This window comes from Pseudomonas sp. ICMP 460 (genome assembly GCF_002723595.1).
GTDB classification, from domain to species: domain Bacteria; phylum Pseudomonadota; class Gammaproteobacteria; order Pseudomonadales; family Pseudomonadaceae; genus Aquipseudomonas; species Aquipseudomonas kitaguniensis.
This window is the reverse complement of record NZ_LKBR01000018.1, coordinates 16,326-37,522: the sequence shown is the minus strand read 5'-3', so window position 1 is coordinate 37,522 and position 21,197 is coordinate 16,326. Positions and strand designations below refer to the sequence as shown.

Annotated in this window: 21 protein-coding genes and 5 tRNA genes; 7 read left to right on the top strand and 19 right to left on the bottom strand. The window is 56.8% G+C overall.

Annotated elements, in window-relative coordinates; all coding sequences use genetic code 11:
- Positions 1-3: 3 nt before the first annotated feature.
- From AO240_RS14475 to AO240_RS14460, 4 genes are all read right to left on the bottom strand, one after another.
- Positions 4-954: a DUF979 domain-containing protein gene (locus AO240_RS14475; protein ID WP_099237046.1), complete on the bottom strand. Its 951-nt coding sequence runs from the start codon at positions 952-954 to the stop codon at positions 4-6.
- Positions 951-1,667, bottom strand: a complete 717-nt coding sequence (locus AO240_RS14470) for a DUF969 domain-containing protein (RefSeq protein ID WP_099237082.1) — start codon at positions 1,665-1,667, stop codon at positions 951-953. The genes AO240_RS14475 and AO240_RS14470 overlap by 4 nt, the downstream gene beginning before the upstream one ends.
- Before the next feature lie 241 nt (positions 1,668-1,908).
- Positions 1,909-2,334: a GNAT family N-acetyltransferase gene (locus AO240_RS14465; RefSeq protein ID WP_099237045.1), complete on the bottom strand. Its 426-nt coding sequence runs from the start codon at positions 2,332-2,334 to the stop codon at positions 1,909-1,911.
- 490 nt (positions 2,335-2,824) lie between these two features.
- On the bottom strand, positions 2,825-3,298 hold the full coding sequence (locus AO240_RS14460) for a hypothetical protein (RefSeq protein WP_371918627.1): 474 nt from the start codon (positions 3,296-3,298) through the stop codon (positions 2,825-2,827).
- Positions 3,299-3,542: 244 nt separating this feature from the next.
- Between AO240_RS14460 and AO240_RS14455 the strand changes: the two genes are divergently transcribed.
- From AO240_RS14455 to AO240_RS14430, 6 genes are all read left to right on the top strand, one after another.
- Positions 3,543-4,499, top strand: a complete 957-nt coding sequence (locus AO240_RS14455) for a site-specific integrase (RefSeq protein ID WP_099237043.1) — start codon at positions 3,543-3,545, stop codon at positions 4,497-4,499.
- Positions 4,500-4,823: 324 nt separating this feature from the next.
- A complete protein-coding gene (locus AO240_RS28380; protein ID WP_143505379.1) occupies positions 4,824-5,102 on the top strand; it encodes a hypothetical protein in 279 nt (92 codons plus the stop codon).
- Positions 5,099-5,506, top strand: a complete 408-nt coding sequence (locus tag AO240_RS14450) for a hypothetical protein (RefSeq protein ID WP_099237042.1) — start codon at positions 5,099-5,101, stop codon at positions 5,504-5,506. The genes AO240_RS28380 and AO240_RS14450 overlap by 4 nt, the downstream gene beginning before the upstream one ends.
- A 2-nt stretch (positions 5,507-5,508) precedes the next feature.
- On the top strand, positions 5,509-5,799 hold the full coding sequence (locus AO240_RS14445; protein ID WP_099237041.1) for a hypothetical protein: 291 nt from the start codon (positions 5,509-5,511) through the stop codon (positions 5,797-5,799).
- Entirely contained in the window at positions 5,786-7,249 is a 1,464-nt protein-coding gene (locus AO240_RS14440; protein ID WP_099237040.1) for a DEAD/DEAH box helicase family protein, read from the top strand. Before AO240_RS14445 ends, AO240_RS14440 begins: the two co-directional genes overlap by 14 nt.
- A 618-nt stretch (positions 7,250-7,867) precedes the next feature.
- Positions 7,868-8,224 (top strand): hypothetical protein, encoded by a 357-nt coding sequence (locus AO240_RS14430; protein ID WP_099237038.1) that lies wholly within the window; start codon positions 7,868-7,870, stop codon positions 8,222-8,224.
- Between the two features lie 441 nt (positions 8,225-8,665).
- Here AO240_RS14430 and AO240_RS14425 read toward each other — a convergent pair whose 3' ends face one another.
- Complete coding sequence (locus tag AO240_RS14425) at positions 8,666-8,986, bottom strand: hypothetical protein (RefSeq protein ID WP_099237037.1); 321 nt, start codon at positions 8,984-8,986, stop codon at positions 8,666-8,668.
- A 519-nt stretch (positions 8,987-9,505) separates the two neighbouring features.
- A tRNA-Val gene (locus AO240_RS14420) sits at positions 9,506-9,582 on the bottom strand.
- 184 nt (positions 9,583-9,766) lie between these two features.
- Here AO240_RS14420 and AO240_RS14415 point away from each other — a divergent pair.
- The gene (locus tag AO240_RS14415; RefSeq protein WP_099237036.1) at positions 9,767-11,050 is read left to right on the top strand and encodes an FAD-binding oxidoreductase; all 1,284 of its coding nucleotides are present in this window, start codon (positions 9,767-9,769) and stop codon (positions 11,048-11,050) included.
- 221 nt (positions 11,051-11,271) lie between these two features.
- Here AO240_RS14415 and AO240_RS14410 read toward each other — a convergent pair.
- From AO240_RS14410 to truA, 13 genes are all read right to left on the bottom strand, one after another.
- Positions 11,272-11,348 (bottom strand) — tRNA-Asp (locus tag AO240_RS14410).
- Positions 11,349-11,451: 103 nt separating this feature from the next.
- Positions 11,452-11,528 (bottom strand) — tRNA-Asp (locus tag AO240_RS14405).
- Positions 11,529-11,631: 103 nt separating this feature from the next.
- A tRNA-Asp gene (locus tag AO240_RS14400) sits at positions 11,632-11,708 on the bottom strand.
- A 56-nt stretch (positions 11,709-11,764) separates the two neighbouring features.
- Positions 11,765-11,840 (bottom strand) — tRNA-Val (locus AO240_RS14395).
- A gap of 168 nt (positions 11,841-12,008) precedes the next feature.
- A complete protein-coding gene (locus tag AO240_RS14390) occupies positions 12,009-12,773 on the bottom strand; it encodes an SDR family oxidoreductase (RefSeq protein ID WP_099237035.1) in 765 nt (254 codons plus the stop codon).
- Positions 12,774-12,784: 11 nt separating this feature from the next.
- Positions 12,785-13,996, bottom strand: coding sequence for an O-succinylhomoserine sulfhydrylase (locus AO240_RS14385; protein WP_099237034.1), 1,212 nt, complete (start codon positions 13,994-13,996; stop codon positions 12,785-12,787).
- Positions 13,997-14,061: 65 nt separating this feature from the next.
- Positions 14,062-15,567: an amidophosphoribosyltransferase gene (gene purF, locus AO240_RS14380; protein WP_099237033.1), complete on the bottom strand. Its 1,506-nt coding sequence runs from the start codon at positions 15,565-15,567 to the stop codon at positions 14,062-14,064.
- A gap of 41 nt (positions 15,568-15,608) precedes the next feature.
- Positions 15,609-16,166: a CvpA family protein gene (locus AO240_RS14375; protein ID WP_003192538.1), complete on the bottom strand. Its 558-nt coding sequence runs from the start codon at positions 16,164-16,166 to the stop codon at positions 15,609-15,611.
- A gap of 230 nt (positions 16,167-16,396) precedes the next feature.
- Complete coding sequence (locus AO240_RS14370; RefSeq protein WP_099237032.1) at positions 16,397-17,053, bottom strand: SPOR domain-containing protein; 657 nt, start codon at positions 17,051-17,053, stop codon at positions 16,397-16,399.
- Entirely contained in the window at positions 17,040-18,344 is a 1,305-nt protein-coding gene (gene folC, locus AO240_RS14365; protein ID WP_099237031.1) for a bifunctional tetrahydrofolate synthase/dihydrofolate synthase, read from the bottom strand. Before folC ends, AO240_RS14370 begins: the two co-directional genes overlap by 14 nt.
- Complete coding sequence (gene accD, locus AO240_RS14360) at positions 18,341-19,261, bottom strand: acetyl-CoA carboxylase, carboxyltransferase subunit beta (RefSeq protein ID WP_099237030.1); 921 nt, start codon at positions 19,259-19,261, stop codon at positions 18,341-18,343. Before accD ends, folC begins: the two co-directional genes overlap by 4 nt.
- Before the next feature lie 245 nt (positions 19,262-19,506).
- Positions 19,507-20,139 (bottom strand): phosphoribosylanthranilate isomerase, encoded by a 633-nt coding sequence (locus AO240_RS14355; protein ID WP_099237029.1) that lies wholly within the window; start codon positions 20,137-20,139, stop codon positions 19,507-19,509.
- A gap of 64 nt (positions 20,140-20,203) precedes the next feature.
- Entirely contained in the window at positions 20,204-21,028 is an 825-nt protein-coding gene (truA, locus tag AO240_RS14350; protein WP_099237028.1) for a tRNA pseudouridine(38-40) synthase TruA, read from the bottom strand.
- Between the last annotated feature and the right edge of the window lie 169 nt (positions 21,029-21,197).

Sequence of the window (21,197 nt, the reverse complement as noted above, 5' to 3'; positions counted from 1 at the left end):
GCCTCACATCAACACGTAGAGCAGCACAATATTGACCGCCAGCATCATCAGCGCGGTCGGAAACTGAGCCTTGATCACCGCGTGTTTATCCGGCAACTCCAGCAACGCGGCGGGGACGATATTGAAGTTGGCGGCCATGGGCGTCATCAGCGTGCCGCAATAACCAGAGAACATACCGATCGCCGCCATCACTGCCGGGTTAGCACCGTAGATGCCGACCAGCACCGGCACGCCGACACCGCCTGTCATGACCGGGAACGCGGCGAAGCCGTTGCCCATGATCACCGTAAACAGCGCCATGCCCAACACATACACCACTACCGCCACCCACTTGAAATCCAGGTTGATGTAGGTGGTAACCACATGCGCGACCGCCGTGCCCACCCCGGCTTCATTGAACAACAGCCCGAGCATTGCCAGCATCTGCGGCAACACCATGGCCCAGCCCAGCGCTTCGGTCAGGCGTCGCGATTCGCGCAAGGCTTGCACCGGCGTATCACGGGTCAGCCAGCAGGCCAGGCCGAGGGCGATAAGGCAGCCGATGCCGAGGGAAACAAAGGTCGTGTTTTTCGGGTCCAGCAGCGGCACGCCGCCAATTTCGGTGTGCTTGAGCAGCACCGAACCGATCACGGTGGTAAGCGGAATCGCCAGCGCCGGTATAAATAACTTATGCCCCAAACGACCGGCGCTCGCGCGCGACTCAGTGTCATGCAACTCGGCGTGCTTGCCACGGCCAACGCCGCCCAAGCCTGCAATCAGCGCCATCACCACCACGCCTGCACCGATAACCACCGACGGCAGGCGCTCCCCAATCAGGAACGGAATAGCAAACAACAACCAGAACAAGGCGCTGGACCAGCGTTTGGGATGGCTTCGATCAAACAGGATCATGCCGGCAGTGATCAACAACAGCACACCGGCCAGCCAGTAGAGGTATTGAATTGAGATAATCATTGCGCAGCCTCCACTGGGGCGGCGGCGGCGGTCATTTCACGGGTGAGTCTTCGATCAAATCGATGCAGGCGGATGGCATGGATGATAAACGCGCAGATGGCCGTAGGGATGCCCCACACCGCAATATGCAGCGGTTCCACATCAATGCCCGAGCCGAGCAGGAAGGTGTGCATCAGCGCAATCGCGCCAAAGGCGACAAAGATGTCCTCACCGAAAAACAGCCCCACGTTGTCGGTCGCCGCACACATGGCTAATACCTTGTGACGCAGTTTGTCGGGCAGTTTGCCGTAGCGTTTTTCCGCCGCGCCCTCGGCCATCGGCGCCAGTAGCGGCCGCACCATCTGCGGGTGCCCGCCCAGACTGGTCAGGCCCATGGCCGCGGTGGACTCGCGTACAAACAAGTACATGATCAATAAGCGCCCGACCGTGGCCCGCTCGAAGCGGGCGATCCAGTTCTGCGCATGCAAGCGCAAGCCGTGGCGCTCCAGCAGGCCGATGACCGCCAAGGGCAATAACAGGATCAGTTGCAGGGCGCGGGTCTGGAGAAAACCATCGCCCATGCTGGCGAGAATTTTTTCCAACGGAAAGTGCGCGGCCAAGCCGGTGGCGATGGCGGCAGCGGTGACCACCAACAGCGGATTGAAGCGCAAGACGAAGCCAACCACGATGACAAGCACGCCGATCAACGGCCATAGGTTCACAACAGTTTGCATGACGATGAGGTCCTTGAATGCGCGCTGCGGCGCCATTACAGCAGGATGTGAACAAACGGCTCACAGCATGAAAGTGACGTGCAGCCCGGCGCGGTTTTTATTGTTGACCTTAAAGGTCGAGCGTCAGTGGCGGCAACTTTGCTGCTTGGGGGCGGGAGGTGTCCAACAAGAAAAATTGTTGCTGCAAACCAATAAACTTTGTCGGTGATGGGCGCCGTCTGATCCGGCGCTGTACGAGGATTTAACCCAGGCGTTTCTGGAAAAAATGCCGCTGGTGCCCCGGCGGGTAATCGTCGATATGACCCAACTCACTGAACCCCAGCTTTCGATAAAAACCCGGCGCCTGGAAGCTGAAGGTGTCCAGCCAGATCCCCTGGCAGCCCTTTTCGCGCGCCAGGTCTTCAGCGGCACGCATCAGCCGTGTGCCGGTGCCTTGGGTGCGCATCAGGTCCGGGATGCTCAAGAGTTCAACGAACAGCCACCCGTAGGAAATTTTTCCGTAGAGGCCACCGACAACCTCCTGAGTGTCTGGATCGCGCAGTAAAATCCCGACCGTTTCAAACGCCATGTCACCCGTATGGCTGAGGTTATAGGCCCTCAACGGTTTAAGGATGGCCTCACGCTCCTGCGCCGTCACGTCGAACGACACCTCAATTGCCAATTCCATCGCCTGCTCCCTCGGTTGAATTCCGTCGCCCGCCAGTATGCCTTGGCCACCGCGGCTAAAGCAGCGCTCAACGTGATGAAAGCGTTCACTGGCGCTGGGAGTTTTCGGATAGCGTTCGCGTGGGTCGCGCTGCTTGGGGCGCTGGAGAAAGTGTGCTCATCGCGCCCAGCCGGCTCGACCGTGAAGAATCCTGTTGAGCGCCTATACTCCAGGCAGCCGTTGCGCGCTTTGCGCATCGCTCACGGCCCCCGTGCCGACGAAGAGGTCAGCCGCCATGTACGCCGGACAAATGGGTATGACGACAACAAACGGTGAAATACGCTGCCAGATGGTGGTTCAGATCATCTGCTTTTTATCGGTGGCGTCACTGTTCTGCTGACTCATCAGTAACGCCTGCGCCCTGAATGTCAGCCTTGATTGCCAAGGCTGACACGGGCCCGAATTTCAGGCGCCACACCTACACACGCTCCAACCGTACGCTGGGCCTGTTTCAAGCCGTGGTGCTGACAAGTGAGCCGGACGAGCTGTTACCTTCCTCGGTAACCGCCTGCAACAGCGCCGACGTGGTGGTCTGCAATGCAGCCGACGTCGACATCACTTGCGCTTGAGCCGCCGCAACAGCCGCAGCCTTGGCGTCTGCGCTCTGATTGCTCGATTGGGCTTTTTGCAAGGCTTGCTGCTGCTGTTCAAGCTGCTTTTGCAACAGCGCGATCTGCTTTTTCAACTGCTTGACGTTATCCGATTCCTTCGCGCTCGATGACGTCGAACCACCACTGCCACCTGCCCCGCCCGCCGCTTTAGCGTCAGCGTTCGGATTGACCGAAGAGGCGCTGATGGCACTTTTGCTTTCAGTTGCAGTGGCATCAGCCGCTACAGCAGTGGCCTTAGTGCTGGGTACGGCAGTGGAATTGCTAACATTGATAAGCATGTCAGATGTCCGATGAATAAGAGGTAATGGAGGCATCGGCCTTTCATCCGATTACTTTAGACGGATGTGTACTTTTGTTAATGAATAATTCAAGACAACAAAAAAGGGCCCACCTTTCGGTGAGCCCTTCCAGACCGCCCAGCAGAGCGGATTTTGTTTGGTAGGCGCGATTGGACTCGAACCAACGACCCCCACCATGTCAAGAGCCACCCTGCTAAGCGCTAGGCCACGTAGCCTATAGCCCTAAGGAAACGCCCATTCACATTATGAGGCGTCAACCATGGCTAACATTCGCTCCCTTCCCTCTGGTAACTGGAACGCTCAAGTTCGATTGAGAGGAAGCCCCCCGCAATCCAAAACATTCCCCACTCAAGCATTGGCTCAGGCATGGGCTGACCAGTTAGAGGCTGTCACCAAGACGCATCAGACGCACACCCTGTACACCCTTGGCATGACCTATTGCGAAACCATGCTCAAGGGCAAGGGTAGCTATGACCATGCAATCAAGATTGTTGACCAGCTCTTTGCTGCCTTCCCCCAGTCAATCCATGACATCACCCCTCAGCTAGTCAATGACTTCAAGCTGAAGCGTCTACAGACGGTCAAGCCTGCTACCTGTCGCATACAGCTAGCGTTCATGTCTCGTTTCTTCAGGTTCGCTAAGCGTGGCCTGCTCATAGACATACACAACCCCGTAAGTGACATAGCTCTACCTAAGCCGGACAAGTCGAGCGACAAGGTAATCAGTGCTGGCGAGCTTCGACAGTTGCTCAACAAGCTATCCCCCACCATGGCACTCATCGTGGAGCTAGCCTATGAGACAGCTATGAGACGCTCAGAAATACTCAAGCTCACGACCCAATGCCTTCACCTGGATGAACGTATAGCGGATGTAATTGATGGTAAGAACGGCACTAGGTCTGTGCCCCTGACCATGCGTGCCATAGAACTACTGAAAGAGGCACAGAGGCTGGCTCTCGCAAGCAAGGCACACAGAGGACGACTGTTTATCGTGACGCCTCATGCAGTGTCTCAGGCGGTTAGGTTGGCAAGGAACAAGGCTGGTCTTGATGATAGCGTCAGGCTTCACCAGTTAAGGCACACCCGCATCACCAACGTTGCAAAGAAGGGATTCAACAACGCTCAGATAATGATTGTGTCGGGCCACAGGGATACTAGGTCTGTAGCTAGATACTCCCACCTGAACGCTAAGGATGTACTTCACCTCATTGATTAAACGCCCTGTAGTGCGGCAGGGACGACGATGGGAGACGCAGTGCCACCCGTATAGCCAACTGCTGCTGTAGGCCCTCACAGAGGCTTACAGTGGCATTAAATTATTGGAGAGTAATGGGATGGGCATGACTCATGGGTTACGGATAGAAACTAATTTGAAGAGTTCTTGTAGACCTTCTTCTCAGAATTAAGTATATAACAGTATAGATTAAAGATTGCTTCCTAGAACTGCTTACACAGAGTCAGTAGGTTGCGGTCTTTTTTATTGCCTGAACAGTGAACTCCCAAAATATGGGCGTCGATGAGGAACGATAGAGAGAACGTAATGAACGTAGATGAAATTATCGAAAGCAAGATTATGCAATTGAATACTACAGAGCGAAAGCTAGTATGGGTAATGATCAGAAACAAAAGCAATGACGGCTTACGCTGGTGTGAAATCCCAATTGGGGAATTTTGTTCAGCGACAGGCAAATCTTCTAGCTCATGCAGCAGAGCCATTCAACACTTACTCGAACATGAACTGATTGCGTTGCGCAAGGTTCGTCTTGGGTCTACGACTCACAACCAATATAAAACTATCAGCTTGGAGCAAGATCAATGAATACAGTGACCATGAACGATGTAAAAGAACTGGCACGCCAAACAGGCAACTCCCCTATGGCTGTTCTTACAGACCTGATTGAGCGTGGCTACCAACTAGTTGAGGACGCACCCCTTCCTAAGGGTAATCCGCTCACTTCTTCCAAGGATGCTACAGCTCTGTGGAAAGCTACTAAACAGAAAGTGGCAGAAGACCTTTATCAAGCAGACCCACTCGTTCGACAACTGATTGATGTGGACAACGCATACAAAGGGTTCGCTCAACAGCCAAAGCAGAGCGTGATTAAGCGTGATGAGTTTGGCAACGTAACAGGCACCAATAAGTCAATGCTTACTGGCGCAAGCCAGAAAGAGCAAGCCGAACTGATGGCCGCTATCCGCGCTAACTACAACCAAGGGCAATAACAATGAAAGCAGTAGACCTCACCCCAGAAGAAATTAAAGCACTAGAACAACGCCGCTCCTCCCTCAATGCAATTGATTGTTCCATCGCAGAGAAAAACAAACTCATCCATGGCGTTAAGAATTACAAAGGCGTTGACTACGGCATGAGTCAGTATGGCCTATATCAAGTGACGTATGTAGTGGGCGCTAGCTTCTTCCCAACAGAACTCACTGGCACGTTCACTGATCCTCGACAAATCACTAGAACTGTAGACAGCTTAATCGGAGAGGGAAAACTGGTTGATTCCGAATAAGAACAAAACCATTTTCGTAGCTGAAGCTACACCCGGCACTGGCAAAACAGAACAGTTCATTAGAGAGCTAGACTCTGATCCCTACAAGCGATACGTGTATGCAGTGCCTACCAAGGTACTATCAAAGGATGTAGTCAGACGCATCCAAGCAACAGGTATCACTCACATATGCATCATCAACAGTGACACGCACAAGAATGTAACTGACACAGTAGAATGCACGCTACTAGAAGATGATCCTAAGGTGCTTGTCATTACGCATAAGACCTTACTAGACCTTGACCCTTGCTACCTGCAAGATTGGATTGTAGTCATCGATGAAGTACCTTCAGTCGCTAACAACCTTACCAAAGATATTGGCGACCACGCTTATACAAACTTCCTAGAGAAATTCATTGAGATTGATAGCGTCTCCACCAGAGCGTTTATCAAGCAGGGAATGACGAAGGAAGCCAGAGCCACCTACTCTGATGTAGTAAACGATAAGGGTATGTCAACCATCTGCACTTGTCTCGGTGCTCTCCTTAGGGGTAAGGCTGATGTGTTCATCAAAGAATACGTAGACAAGAAAGACAGCAGATGGAAATGGCAAATCAGGGTAATTGATTACTTTGACTTAAGCGGGATCTATGAAGCTGCCCAAGAAACGCACATCCTAGGTGCCAATGTCACAGGTACGTTAGCCTATCAGCACGCTCTGACCAAGGGATACGCTCTTGAAGTCTCCAAGTTCACACCAGAATACAGAGGCTACAAGTTCCCTAGCTACATCTACCCACTGATTGGGGGAAGCAAGGTAAGCAAGACCATGCTACTGACGCTCCCGAATGGTGATGTAGCAGAGGAATGGAATGAACAAGTGTACGGACATGCTCTGCTACGTGACGCTATCCAGTTCGTTCAAGGTGAGCCCATCCTTGCTCAGGTGCATGACTGGTGCAAGTTCCCCTTTGAAGACTATCCCAACGTAATACGTATGCCCTTTGATGCAAGGGGATTGAATGGATATTTAGGCGTACACCATACGCTCTCACTGATTCACGGCAATCCTAATCCTGTTGAAGATCGGAACAACACTGAAATGCTAGCCAAGATGGCCGTAGATATTTCTGTAGGCAAGCAGGCATTACGTAATGAACGCTCCAGAGAATACATATTCCAAGCGGCAACACGAAGCAGTATCAGGACTTTTAGTAATGACAGACCGACTATTCACTTCGTGCCTACAGAAGAATCAGGGCGCCACTTGGCGTTCGACTTAACAGGGTGCCACTACATCCTCAAAGACTTGACTAGGCACGCTCCAACTAGCAATGCAAAAGACAAAACAAAGCACAACATCGTCACAGCAAAAGGTTTGTCATCTGATGGATTCTCATTGCGAAGCATTGCAGCGACCATGGGCGTTAGCAAAAGCATAGTATCCAAGTGGTTGAAAGCTGATGAATGAAGCTAGCCCTGTCCACTTTCTCTTAGAACTCTCTAAGGAAAAGTGGACATCTCCTCCACTCACTTAAGATCAAGAGCAACGTCAGCAAGCTGACAAAGAGCACGCATTAAAGAGAGAATCAAAAACAGAGCACCTACCAATACATCGCTCTTGATCCTTCTTTATGCGTATGCCACTCCGTGGCGTGCTCTTGCTCTTGCTTCTGTCACACCGTGACGTTAAGAATTAATCAATAAAGGAAAATCAAATGTCAGACAATGACATGATAAAAATACCAGACTTAACCTCGATAGTAATTCATAGCCGCTTCATCCAAAGGGGCTTAGCAAGGGAGATCATTAGTAAGCGAGGAGACTACAACGCCTTGTACAAAATCTCGCTCAATCACAAGTTAACCTTGCAAGCAGTAGGTTATATCTCAAGGCTAGATCTAAGAGAAATTGAGATTGCAAGAGCCAACTAGATAGTGACACTCCTCTTAACTCTACTACTTTGCCTACAGTACACCCAGCTAGTAATCTTTCAGATCAAACAAGATTACAGCATGACCGCTATAGCGCTTAACACCGTAAGCTACTCACTCTCCCTATTCATGATGATCCGACACAGAGCCAGACTATGAAACTCACACAAGAAGACAAGACAGAATACATTGAGACAAACTCCCATTGCGTATTAGCTAAGCGCTTGGGGATTAGTATGCTCACCCTGGATACCTATGCGGATGATCAGGGATGGAAAGAAGAACACCGCATCTATTGGCACGACAAGTCGATTGAGATATTGAAACAAGAGCTAGTCAACGGAAATATCAGCGCAGTTAAAGAGATGCTCAAGGTTACGGGTAGCGTAAGACCAGTAGGACGACCACGTAAATTGGAAGTTGAGCGTGAGGTTGCCATCAGCAAGCGCATCGATGAGGAATACGCAGCAGACATTCGACGAATGAAGCTTGTAGACAACAAAACAGGATAATTATTTATTAAGACAGGAGGGGTGCATTGGGTTATATGACTGGCGTTCAATTTAAAAAGTGAACAAAGGGCGTAGCTGTAGCAGGTAGAGCGTAATGCTCAAACTCTAGGCTTACCTAGATGCCCCTCCGGGGTGCTCAATGCGTTACCACACTGGCCGTTCTTCACAGGGGCTAGCGCCCTCTATGCCTGATAGTTCAGCTACCAGTCACCTGCCCTCCTAACCACGCCAGAAGGGTTAAGCGATCCACCTCTGAGGGTGGCACCTCGGCCTGTTTACAAACCACCGGCTCGGTCCTCTCAGCGTTCACGCCACCACTACACCATCGAAGGTTCGCTATGACCCTACTGACATTGAGGCGTCTCGCTCTCTGAGACGTACAGTTCAGCGTCCGCTAAGCCCGTTTGCATAGGAACCTTATAATCCACCATTCAAAGGAAATCAAGTATCAAAATTGCTGCCGGATTCAGCATCCACGAAAGCCATTATCTTTCCGTGAGCGCTTTCTATCTGTGGCTGTGGTCCGAATCTAGCCCTTAATACACTGAGGCCTGGAACCAAAAACTTGATTGAATGTATTCCGACCTGCTCAATTGAACAACCTTCCTCTTTTAAATAGTAGAGTTTGATCATGTGCAACTCGCAGCCGCCCTCTTCCATTGCACCATGATAAAGACCACGATGTATCCCAAGTAAGTCAGCCACTTGATTACCGAAGGCCTTACCTCGCCAAGCTCGATACACCGATGCAAAAACACTCATGGCGGATTCCTTGTCGAGACAGCAGAAGCTTTTATTAGGCCATCACACGACAATTTTAGCTAGAAATCCAGAAGCCACATTGCATATATAAGCACCCCACCCCACACCCCCTGCCCCACCCCTAGAGAGACCCCCGCCAGCCCTACAGCAGCACACAGAGCGTTCAGGATTCACCACAGAGCGTAGAGTGTTGAGCGTGGCCGACAGGCGTACCCGCCTCATAGCAGGCACGTAGCTCAGCTGGTTAGACAGCCTGCCCTTGTGAGGTACGAACAACGGGCAAGGGAGTGAGCCTGCGAACGTACCACCACCTAGACAAGATAGTGAACGAGCCATGCATATCAATGGGTTAGGTAGAGTCGTTCACAATTCCGAGTGTGAACAGAGGCAGGTATGAATTCACGTTCACATTGCCTTGTGTGAACGAAGCCTATAATTTGTGAACGTTTTCTTAGGCAAAGAAAAAGGGGAACCCTTTCGGATTCCCCCTCTAGACCGCCCAGCAGAGCGGATTTTGTTTGGTAGGCGCGATTGGACTCGAACCAACGACCCCCACCATGTCAAGGTGGTGCTCTAACCAACTGAGCTACGTGCCTGCTGTGAGGCGGCATTCTACGGAATTGCGCAGGGCTGTCAACATCTTTTTTGCAGCTAACCCTATGAATATGCGAATTATTTATTTGCGCAGGGTGCTCGCGTAGTTTTCGCTTGGCTGGCAGGCAATTTTCAACTCAGGTAGGATCGGAACACTCGTAAAAAATATAAAACAGAGGTTCCAGGATGGCGAACACCGCGTACCCCCAGTCGTATTATGCAGCGTCCGCGAACGCGGTACCGCCCCGACCGGCGCTGCAAGGTGAAGTCGAAACTGATGTCTGTGTGATCGGTGCCGGCTATACGGGCCTCTCCAGCGCGCTGTTTCTGCTGGAGAACGGTTTTCGCGTCACCGTGCTGGAAGCCGCCAAAGTCGGGTTTGGTGCGTCGGGCCGCAATGGCGGGCAGATCGTCAACAGCTACAGCCGCGACATTGATGTGATAGAGCGTAGCGTTGGCCCCAAGCAGGCGCAGTTGCTCGGGCAGATGGCGTTTGAAGGCGGCAGGATTATTCGCGAGCGCGTGGCCAAGTACCAGATCCAGTGCGACTTGAAAGACGGCGGTGTGTTCGCTGCGCTTAACAGCAAGCACATGGGCCACCTGGAATCGCAGCAGCGCCTGTGGGAGCGCTATGGCCATACGCAACTGGAGTTGCTGGATCAGCGCCGAATCCGCGAAGTCGTGGGCTGTGAAAACTATGTAGGCGGCCTGCTGGACATGAGTGGCGGCCATATTCACCCACTCAACCTGGCGCTGGGTGAAGCGACTGCGGTGGAATCCCTTGGCGGCACGATCTACGAGCAGTCGGCGGCGGTGCGTATCGAGCGCGGCCCCAACCCCGTGGTGCACACCGCTGAGGGCAAGGTCAGGGCCAAGTTCATCATCGTTGCAGGCAATGCCTACCTCGGCAACCTGGTGCCGGAGCTGGCAGCCAAATCGATGCCCTGCGGCACTCAGGTCATTACCACCGCTCCGTTGGGCGATGAACTGGCCAAGACGTTACTGCCGCAAGATTACTGCGTGGAAGACTGCAACTACCTGCTGGACTACTACCGCCTCACCCGCGACAAGCGCCTGATCTTCGGCGGCGGCGTGGTGTATGGCGCACGCGACCCGGCCAATATCGAGGCGATCATCCGCCCTAAAATGCTCAAGGCCTTCCCGCAGCTCAAAGATGTGAAAATCGATTACGCCTGGACCGGCAATTTCCTGCTGACCCTTTCGCGCCTGCCACAGGTAGGTCGCTTGGGCGACAATATCTATTATTCCCAAGGCTGCAGCGGCCATGGCGTGACGTACACGCACCTGGCAGGCAAGGTGCTGGCGGAAGCCCTTCGAGGCCAGGCAGAGCGTTTTGATGCGTTTGCCGACTTGCCGCATTATCCGTTCCCGGGCGGGCAATTATTGCGCACGCCGTTTGCGGCGTTGGGCGCCTGGTATTACGGGCTGCGGGATAAGCTGGGGTTCTGAGGCAATACAACTGTGGGAGCGGGCTTGCTCGCGAATGCGGTGTATCAGCGAGAACACTTTTCACTGAACCACCGCATTCGCGAGCAAGCCCGCTCCCACATAAAGCCAAATCGCAGACACAAAAAACCCCGGTCTCTCGACCAGGGTTGTTTGCTATCGGTTCAAAGAAGCCCAGGGCTTTCTTTGTGCTTCAAGGCGTTCAGTGGGCCTTGAGGCAGATATGGCGCAGCGGACGGGACTCGAACCCGCGACCCCCGGCGTGACAGGCCGGTATTCTAACCGACTGAACTACCGCTGCGTATCGCTTGACCGGCTGGGCCTAAACCCAACCGTCTTTAAACATCTGACCGATCAGCCTTGGCTGTTCAATCTCAAGCCCGACACGTCGGACCTGGAAGATATGGCGCAGCGGACGGGACTCGAACCCGCGACCCCCGGCGTGACAGGCCGGTATTCTAACCGACTGAACTACCGCTGCGTATCGCTTGACCGGCTGGGCCTAAACCCAACCGTCTTTAAACATCTGACCGATCAGCCTTGGCTGTTCAATCTCAAGCCCGACACGTCGGACCTGGAAAATATGGCGCAGCGGACGGGACTCGAACCCGCGACCCCCGGCGTGACAGGCCGGTATTCTAACCGACTGAACTACCGCTGCGCGTCGGTGCAACCTTTAAACGTTGCGTCTTGCCCCAAGGCAAAACTCTCAACAAGTGGTGGGTGATGACGGGATCGAACCGCCGACCCTCTGCTTGTAAGGCAGATGCTCTCCCAGCTGAGCTAATCACCCTTTGCTTCGTTGAGGCCGCGAAATTTACGCAGGTAGCGAACCTAAGTCAATAGCAGGATTGAGTTTTTTTCAAAAACAGGCACAAGCTACAAGCGTCAAGCCGCAAGTGAAAAGCCACCAGCATCCGCCTTCACTTGCAGCTGATAGCCTGAAGCTTGAAGCTGCCTCTCACTGCTCGTAAATCATCTTCTTGCTCATGCCGCCATCCACGACAAACTCTTGCCCGGTGACAAAACCTGCGTGACGCGACAGCAACCACGCCACCATCGCGGCCACGTCTTCAACCGTCCCCACCCTGCCCGCCGGATGCTGCGCGTGATCGGCGTCGGTCAACGGCTCGGCACGCCGTGCCGCAGGGTCACGCGCATCGATCCAGCCAGGGCTGACGGCATTGACCCGCACCTCCGGCCCCAGGCTCATCGCCAACGCGTGTGTCAGCGCCAGCAGGCCACCCTTGCTCGCCGCATAGGCTTCGGTGTTCGGCTCTGACTGACGCGCCCGGGTCGACGCCAAGTTGACGATGGCACCGCCGTGGGCGCGCAGGTAAGGCGCACAGTGCTTGGCCAGTAACATCGGGCCACTGAGGTTCACCGCCAGCACGCGATTCCAGTGAGCCAGGTCGAGGCTTTCCAGGGTGATGTTGTGCGGGTCAGCGACCGCCGCGTTGCACACCAACGCGTCCAGGCGCCCGAACTGCCCCAGCACCTCGGCAACGCCCTGCGCGACTTGCTTCTCGTCGGCCACATCCATAGTGATAAACCAGGCATTGTCGCCCAGCACCCTGGACACCTTGGAACCGCGCTCGCGGTCCAGGTCGGTCAACACCACCTGCCAGCCTTCGCTGATCAGCCATGCGGCAATCCCCAGGCCTATGCCGCGCGCGGCACCGGTGACCAGCGCGACGCGCCCGTTACCGGCGGGCGCAGCGTCCATGGACCACTCGATCACAAGGCCGCCAGCCCGCGGGCCAGGTCAGCCTGCAAGTCGGCCACGTCTTCAAGCCCCACCGCAACGCGGATCAGGCTGTCACGAATACCGGCAGCTTCGCGCTCCTGCGGCGCCAAGCGACCGTGGGACGTAGTGGCCGGGTGGGTGATCGTGGTTTTGCTGTCACCCAGGTTGGCAGTGATGGAAATCAACCGCGTTGCATCGATAAAGCGCCACGCACCCTCTTTGCCGCCCTTCACTTCGAAGCTCACCACGGCGCCGAAACCGCGCTGTTGGCGCTGAGCCAACGCGTGCTGCGGGTGGCTCTTGAGGCCAGCGTAATGCACCTTCTCAATGCCGTCCTGCTGCTCCAGCCATTCGGCCAGGGTTTGGGCATTCGCGCAGTGGGCCTTCATCCGCAGGCTGAGTGTCTCCAGGCCCTTGAGGAAGATCCATGCATTGAACGGGCTCAGAGTCGGCCCGGCAGTGCGCAGGAAACCCACGACTTCTTTCATCTGCTCGCTACGCCCGGCAACCACGCCGCCCATGCAACGGCCCTGGCCGTCGATGAACTTGGTAGCCGAGTGCAGCACAATGTCCGCGCCCAGCTTCAACGGCTGCTGCAACGCAGGCGTGCAGAAGCAGTTATCGACGATCAACATGGCGCCCTTGGCGTGCGCCACGTCGGCCAGCGCAGCGATGTCCACCAACTCGGCCAGCGGGTTGGACGGCGACTCGACAAACAGCAATTTGGTGTTGGCCTTGATCGCTGCATCCCAACCGGAGAGGTCCGCCAGAGGCACGTAGTCGACTTCGATACCGAAGCGCTTGAAGTACTTCTCAAACAGGCTGATGGTCGAACCGAACACGCTGCGCGACACCAGCACGTGGTCGCCGGCGCTGCACAGGCTCATCACCACAGCCAGGATCGCGGCCATGCCGGTCGCCGTGGCCACCGCTTGCTCAGCACCTTCCAGGGCCGCAATACGCTCTTCGAACGCACGCACCGTCGGGTTGGTGTAGCGCGAATAAACGTTGCCCGGCACTTCACCGGCAAAGCGCGCGGCGGCGTCGGCGGCCGTGCGGAACACGTAGCTTGAGGTGAAAAACATCGGGTCACCGTGCTCACCTTCCGGGGTACGGTGCTGCCCGGCGCGCACGGCCAGGGTATCGAACGCTACGCCATCGAGGTCGCTGTCCAACCGACCGGCATCCCATTCCTGACTCATGCTGCGACTCCTTACTCAATGCTTTATTTAAGATACAAAACCGGCCCCTCAGGGCCGGTGTTTACTCAGTTGTTGTACAGATCGATGATCGCGCTGACCGCCTGGGTCTTGATCTTCGACGAGTCGTTACGCGCCTGCTCGATCTTGTTCAGGTAGGCATCGTCAACGTCGCCGGTCACGTACTTGCCGTCAAATACCGCACAGTCGAACTGCTCGATCTTGATCTTGCCACCGCCGACCGCTTCGATCAGGTCCGGAAGGTCCTGATAGATCAGCCAGTCGGCGCCGATCAGGTCGGCCACGTCCTGGGTTGAACGGTTGTGGGCGATCAGTTCGTGGGCGCTCGGCATGTCGATACCGTACACGTTCGGGTAACGCACTGCTGGCGCAGCGGAGCAAAAGTACACGTTCTTCGCACCGGCTTCGCGAGCCATCTGAATGATCTGCTTGCACGTAGTGCCGCGCACGATGGAGTCATCCACCAGCATTACGTTCTTGCCGCGAAATTCCAGCTCGATGGCATTCAGCTTCTGGCGTACCGACTTCTTGCGGGCCGCCTGGCCCGGCATGATGAAGGTACGGCCGATGTAGCGGTTCTTGACGAAACCTTCGCGAAACTTCACGCCCAAGTGGTTGGCCAGTTCCAGCGCAGCGGTACGGCTGGTGTCCGGAATCGGGATGACCACGTCGATATCATGCTCAGGGCGCTCGCGCAGGATCTTGTCGGCGAGCTTCTCACCCATGCGCAGACGCGCCTTGTACACCGAAACGCCGTCGATGATCGAATCCGGACGCGCCAGGTAGACGTGTTCGAAGATGCACGGGGTGAGCTTCGGGGCAATCGCGCATTGACGCGTGTGCAGCTTGCCGTCTTCAGTGATGTAGACCGCCTCGCCTGGCGCCAGGTCGCGGATCAGGGTGAAGCCCAGCACGTCCAAAGACACGCTTTCGGAGGCGATCATGTACTCGACGCCCTCGTCGGTGTGACGCTGGCCGAACACGATCGGGCGAATGCCATGCGGGTCGCGGAAACCGACGATGCCATAACCGGTGATCATGGCCACGACCGCGTAGCCACCGACGCAACGGTTGTGCACGTCAGTCACGGCAGCGAACACATCTTCTTCGGTCGGCTGCAGCTTGCCGCGCTGCGCCAGCTCGTGCGCGAACACGTTGAGCAGCACTTCCGAGTCGGAGTTGGTGTTGACGTGGCGCAGGTCGGATTCGTAAATCTCCTTGGCCAGCTGTTCAACGTTGGTCAGGTTACCGTTGTGCGCCAGAGTAATGCCGTAAGGCGAGTTGACGTAAAACGGTTGAGCTTCGGCCGAGGTCGAGCTACCGGCAGTCGGGTAACGTACATGGCCAATGCCCATGTGCCCGACCAGGCGCTGCATGTGACGCTGATGGAACACGTCACGCACCAGGCCATTGTCCTTGCGCAGGAATAACCGGCCATCATGGCTGGTCACAATACCGGCAGCGTCCTGGCCGCGGTGCTGGAGGACGGTTAGCGCGTCATACAGCGCCTGATTCACGTTCGACTTACCGACGATACCGACGATGCCACACATGCGACGCAACCCCTACTTAATGAATCTTGACTGAACACAACTTACTGAGGCGTTTTGGCCGGCAAGAGGTGTTCCTTGAACGGAAGATCAGCGGGTACGCTGATTCCGCTGGCCAGCCACTGACTGCTCCACCCCAAAATGAGGTTCTTGGACCAGTCGGCAACCAATAGAAATTTTGGCACGAGTACCGACTCTTGCCACCACGAATCCTGCTGTACCGGCCCCAGGCTCAACAGCCCCACCGCCACGACCACCAGCAACGCACCGCGTGCGGCGCCGAAGGCCATGCCGAGAAATCGATCGGTCCCGGAGAGGCCGGTGACACGTATCAACTCGCCAATAAGATAATTGACCATTGCTCCCACCAGCAGCGTGGCGATGAACATGATGGCGCAGCCCGCGATAACGCGAGCCGAAGGTGTTTCGATGTACCCGGCCAGGTAAACCGAGAGTGAACCACCAAACATCCAGGCTACGACCCCTGCGATGATCCAGGTCAGCAACGACAGTGCTTCTTTTACGAAGCCGCGGCTTAGACTGATCAAAGCGGAGATGGCGACAATTGCAACGATCGCCCAATCAACCCAGGTAAATGGCACAGTGCAGCCTACGGTCGGATAAGGCGGCGCATTTTAGCAGAGCGTCGGGCTGTCGGTAAGCTGTGTTTGTGGGTGCTTTGCAAAATCAATCGGTTGCAGCGAGTTAATGCGGGAGGGGGCTTGTTCCCGATAGCGGCCTGTCAGCGATAGACAGGCTGACTGACACATTGCCATCGGGAGCAAGCCCCCTCCCACAGTTGACTGCACCCCACGCTGAGACCGAGGCGGAATCAGCCGCGCTCAGGCTGGAAGCGCACCACAAAACCGTTGAGGTTCTGCTGGCGACCCAACAAGTCCCGAAGGCGATCCGCCTCGGCGCGCTCGATCAGCGGCCCGATAAACACCCGATTCTTGCCATCTGCACTGCGGATATAGGCGTTATAGCCTTGAGCGCGCAGTTTTTTCTGCAAGGCGTCGGCGCTTTCACGGCTGGCCAAACTGGCGAGCTGGATCGACCAACTGATCGGCAGGCCATTGGGGTCGATACGGCTTTGCCCCACATCCGGTTTACCCGGCGCGGCAGGTTGCGGCGCCACCGGCTTGGGCGCTGGCGCAGGCGCCGCAGGTTTGGCGGCAACAGCCGGCGCCGGAGCAGGCTTGACCACCGGCACACTCGGCTGCACCGGCATCGAAGGGGCTGCTGGCGCAGCGACTTCATCTTCGCTCGGCACGGGTTCTTGCGGCAACGCCTGCGGCTCGGGCACGACCACAGGTTCCACTTGAACCTGGGGCACCACCGGCATTTGCGGTGCCGCCGGAGCGTCTACCACCACTTGGCGTTGTTCGTCCTGCCGGGAAAACAGCATGGGCAGAAAAATCACCGCCAGCGCCACCAACACCAGGGCTCCAACCATTCGCTGCTTGTATGCGCTATCAAGTAATGCCATGTGCAGCTTCCTTCGTGGAGCGCCGGGTCAGCCACTCTAGCGCCTCGGCAACACAATAAAATGATCCGAACAACAGAATCTCGTCGTCAGGCGTGGCCACTGCGCACTGCGCCTCAAGGGCATCAGTGACGCTTGCATACGACGCCACCGACGCCCCAAGGTTCTGCAAGGCCAGGTGCAACTCGGCGGCCGGGCGGCTGCGCGGCGTATCCAGTGGCGCCACCGCCCAGGCCTGCACATTGCCCAGCAGCGGCGCAACCACGCCGTCCAGGTCCTTGTCGGCGAGCAGCCCGAACACCGCAAGGCGGCGCCCGACCGGCGCCGCACGCGACAGGCGCTGCGCCAGGTACTCGGCAGCATGCGGGTTATGCCCCACATCCAGCAGCAGGTTCAAGCGTTTGCCTTGCCAGTCGAACACGCGACGGTCCAGGCGGCCCACCACACGAGTCGCCAGCAAGGTGGCGGCAATCTGCTCGGGACGCCACGGCAGGTCCAACAGCAAATAGGCTTGCAACGCGAGCGCGGCGTTTTCCATCGGCAAGTTCAGCAGCGGTAAATCACACAGCTCGACAACGTCGCCGCGTGCATCACGCCCGCGCCACTGCCAATGCCGGTCGCCGATGTCGAGCGTGAATTCGCGCCCGCGCAGGTAAAACGCACAATCGAGTTCGCGCACCTTGTCGAGCAACGGTTGCGGCGGGTCCAGGTCACCACACAGCGCAGGCTTGCCCTGGCGCAAGATCCCGGCTTTTTCATACGCGACGGACTCACGCGTATTGCCCAGATAATCGGCATGATCGATGCCGATGCTGGTGATCAGCGCCAGGTCGGCGTCCACCACGTTGACCGTGTCCAGGCGCCCACCCAAACCGACTTCGAGGACGACCACGTCCAATTGCGCGCGCTCGAACAGCCAAAAAGCCGCCAAGGTGCCCATTTCGAAGTAAGTCAGGGAAATTTCGCCTCGCCCCGCATCCAGTGCGGCGAAGGCTTCGCACAGCTGCTCGTCAGTGGCTTCGACGCCATTGAGCTGCACCCGCTCGTTGTAACGCAGCAAGTGCGGCGAGCTGTACACGCCAACCGTCAGCCCTTGGGCTTGCAGCAGCGCCGCCACAAAGGCACAGGTCGAGCCTTTGCCGTTGGTGCCGGTCACCGTGATCACGCGCGGCGCCGGTCGGCCCAACCCAAGGCGGGCCGCTACCTGTTGCGAGCGCTCCAGGCCCATGTCGATGGCTGACGGATGCAACTGCTCAAGGTAAGCGAGCCATTCGCCCAGGGTTCGCTGGGTCATAGGTTTGCAGGCACCGGCGGCACAACGATTGGCTCGATTTTAGGCGCGACGTACACCGGCGTCGGCAGGCCCATCATCTGCGCCAGCAGGCTACCCAAGCGCGGGCGCAACTCGCCACGCGCAATAATCATGTCGATTGCGCCGTGCTCCAGCAGGAACTCGCTGCGCTGGAAACCTTCCGGCAGTTTTTCGCGAACTGTTTGCTCGATCACGCGCGGGCCGGCAAAGCCGATCAACGCCTTGGGCTCGCCGACGATCACGTCACCCAGCATCGCCAGGCTGGCGGAAACGCCGCCGTAGACCGGGTCGGTCAGTACGGAAATGAACGGAATGCCTTCTTCGCGCAGACGCGCCAATACCGCGGAGGTCTTGGCCATTTGCATCAGGGAAATCAGCGCTTCCTGCATACGCGCGCCACCGGAGGCGGCGAAGCAGATCATCGGGCAACGGTTTTCCAGCGCGTAGTTGGCGGCACGTACAAAACGCTCACCGACGATGGCGCCCATGGAGCCGCCCATGAACGAGAACTCAAAGGCGGAAACCACCACCGGCATGCCCAGCAGCTTGCCGCTGACGGAGATCAGCGCGTCTTTTTCGCCGGTTTGCTTCTGCGCGGCGGTCAGGCGGTCCTTGTACTTCTTGCCGTCGCGGAACTTGAGACGGTCAACCGGCTCCAGGTCAGCGCCCAGCTCGTTACGGCCATCGGCATCCAGGAAGATGTCGATGCGGGCGCGGGCGCCGATACGCATGTGGTGGTTGCACTTGGGGCAAACGTCCAGGGTCTTTTCCAGCTCAGGGCGGTAGAGCACCGCCTCGCAGGATGGGCACTTGTGCCACAGACCTTCAGGAACCGAGCTTTTCTTCACCTCGGAACGCATGATCGAAGGGATCAGTTTGTCTACTAACCAGTTGCTCATGCTTTCTTTCTCCAGTACCGGTGGCTTGAACACAGCCCCGCGTATGCCCTTGAGCTAAATTCATATGTGGCGATGACACAGGCTGGACGGGGTCAGACGTTCGACCGGCCATTTCCTGCCTGTATCCTCAGCCTTCCAGACAACCTGCCAGCGCAGGGTTGCCACTTCATTTCCGGGCCTCCCACAGGTGGCGCCGGTGCTGTTTTACACAGTGGTAGTTATGGACGGCGGCAGACTGCCAGCCGTCACATCGCGCCACTGCTGTTGCGCACGGCCTGCATGAACGCGCGAATCTTGTGGTGGTCCTTGATACCTTTGCCCTGCTCTACCCCGCCGCTGACATCCACCGCGTACGGCCGCACCTGTTCGATGGCTGCCGCGACATTGGCCGGGGTAAGCCCACCGGCGAGGATAATCGGCAAGCGCAAGCCCTCAGGAATCAGCGCCCAGTCGAAGGCCTCGCCGGTACCGCCCGGCACGCCCTCGACATAGGTGTCCAACAGCACCCCGCGAGCACCGGCATAGGCGGCACACGCCGCGGCGATGTCATCCCCCGCCTTGACGCGCAGCGCCTTGATATACGGGCGCTGGTAACTCTCGCACTCCTCAGGGCTTTCATCGCCATGAAATTGCAGCAGGTCGAGTGGTACGGCATCCAGGGTTTCATTGAGTTCGCAGCGGCTGGCGTTGACGAACAAGCCAACGGTGGTTACGAACGGCGGCAGCGCAGCGATGATCGCGCGCGCCTGCAGCACATTCACCGCTCGCGGGCTCTTGGCATAAAACACCAAACCAATCGCGTCCGCGCCCGCCTCGACTGCCGCCAGCGCGTCTTCTATGCGGGTGATCCCGCAAATCTTGCTGCGAACGGCGGACATGTCGTAGAAACCTCAGGGATTAAGCCGGGAAAGTCCCGGATGGTAACAAAAGCTTTTCCGGGCGTCAGCCGCCAAGTTCGCTGAAACCTGTGAGGAAGTGTGGCCCGATGAAACGATCCGGCAATTGGAACTCGTCGTGGTACTCCACATTCACCAGGTACAGTCCGAAGGGATGTGCCGTGACCCCGCCCGTGCGGCGCACACGACTTTCGAGTACTTCCCTGGCCCATTCCACCGGGCGCTCGCCGGTGCCGATGGTCATCAGCACGCCGGCAATGTTGCGCACCATATGGTGCAGGAAGGAACCGGCACGAATATCCAGCACGATCATCTTGCCGTGGCGCGACACGCGCAGGTGATGCACTTGCTTGATCGGCGACTTGGCCTGGCACTGGCCGGCACGGAAGGCGCTGAAGTCATGCACACCGACCAACTGTTGCGCGGCCTCGGCCATGCGCTCGGCGTCCAGCGGGCGATGGTTCCAGGTGATTTCCTGATTGAGGTGCGCCGGGCGGATCTGATCGTTATAGATCACGTAGCGGTAACGCCGCGCGATGGCCTTGAAGCGCGCATGAAAATGCGCGGGCATGACCTTGGCCCAACTGACGCTTACGTCATGCGGCAAATTGATATTGGCGCCCATTACCCACGCTTTCATGCTGCGTTCGGCCTGAGTGTCAAAGTGCACCACCTGGCCACAGGCGTGCACACCGGCGTCGGTACGCCCGGCGCACATCAGCGAGACGGGCGAGTCGGCGACCTTCGACAAGGCCTTTTCCAGGGTTTCCTGAACCGTCAGCACGCCTGAAGCCTGGCGCTGCCACCCGCAATAGCGCGAGCCTTTATATTCAACGCCCAAGGCGATGCGGTTAAAGCCTGCGGCCGCCATTTCGGCGGCCGCGTTATCTATATTTGCCAAGAACTGAGAGCCTGATGAGTTGCGCAAAGGCGGCCATTATAAGGCGATGGACGTGAGAGCGGCGCTTTTGTTGCAGGCCAAATGAAGCGCTAATGCGCAAACGGGCTTGCTCGCGATGGCGCAGTGCCAGTCAAGTTAT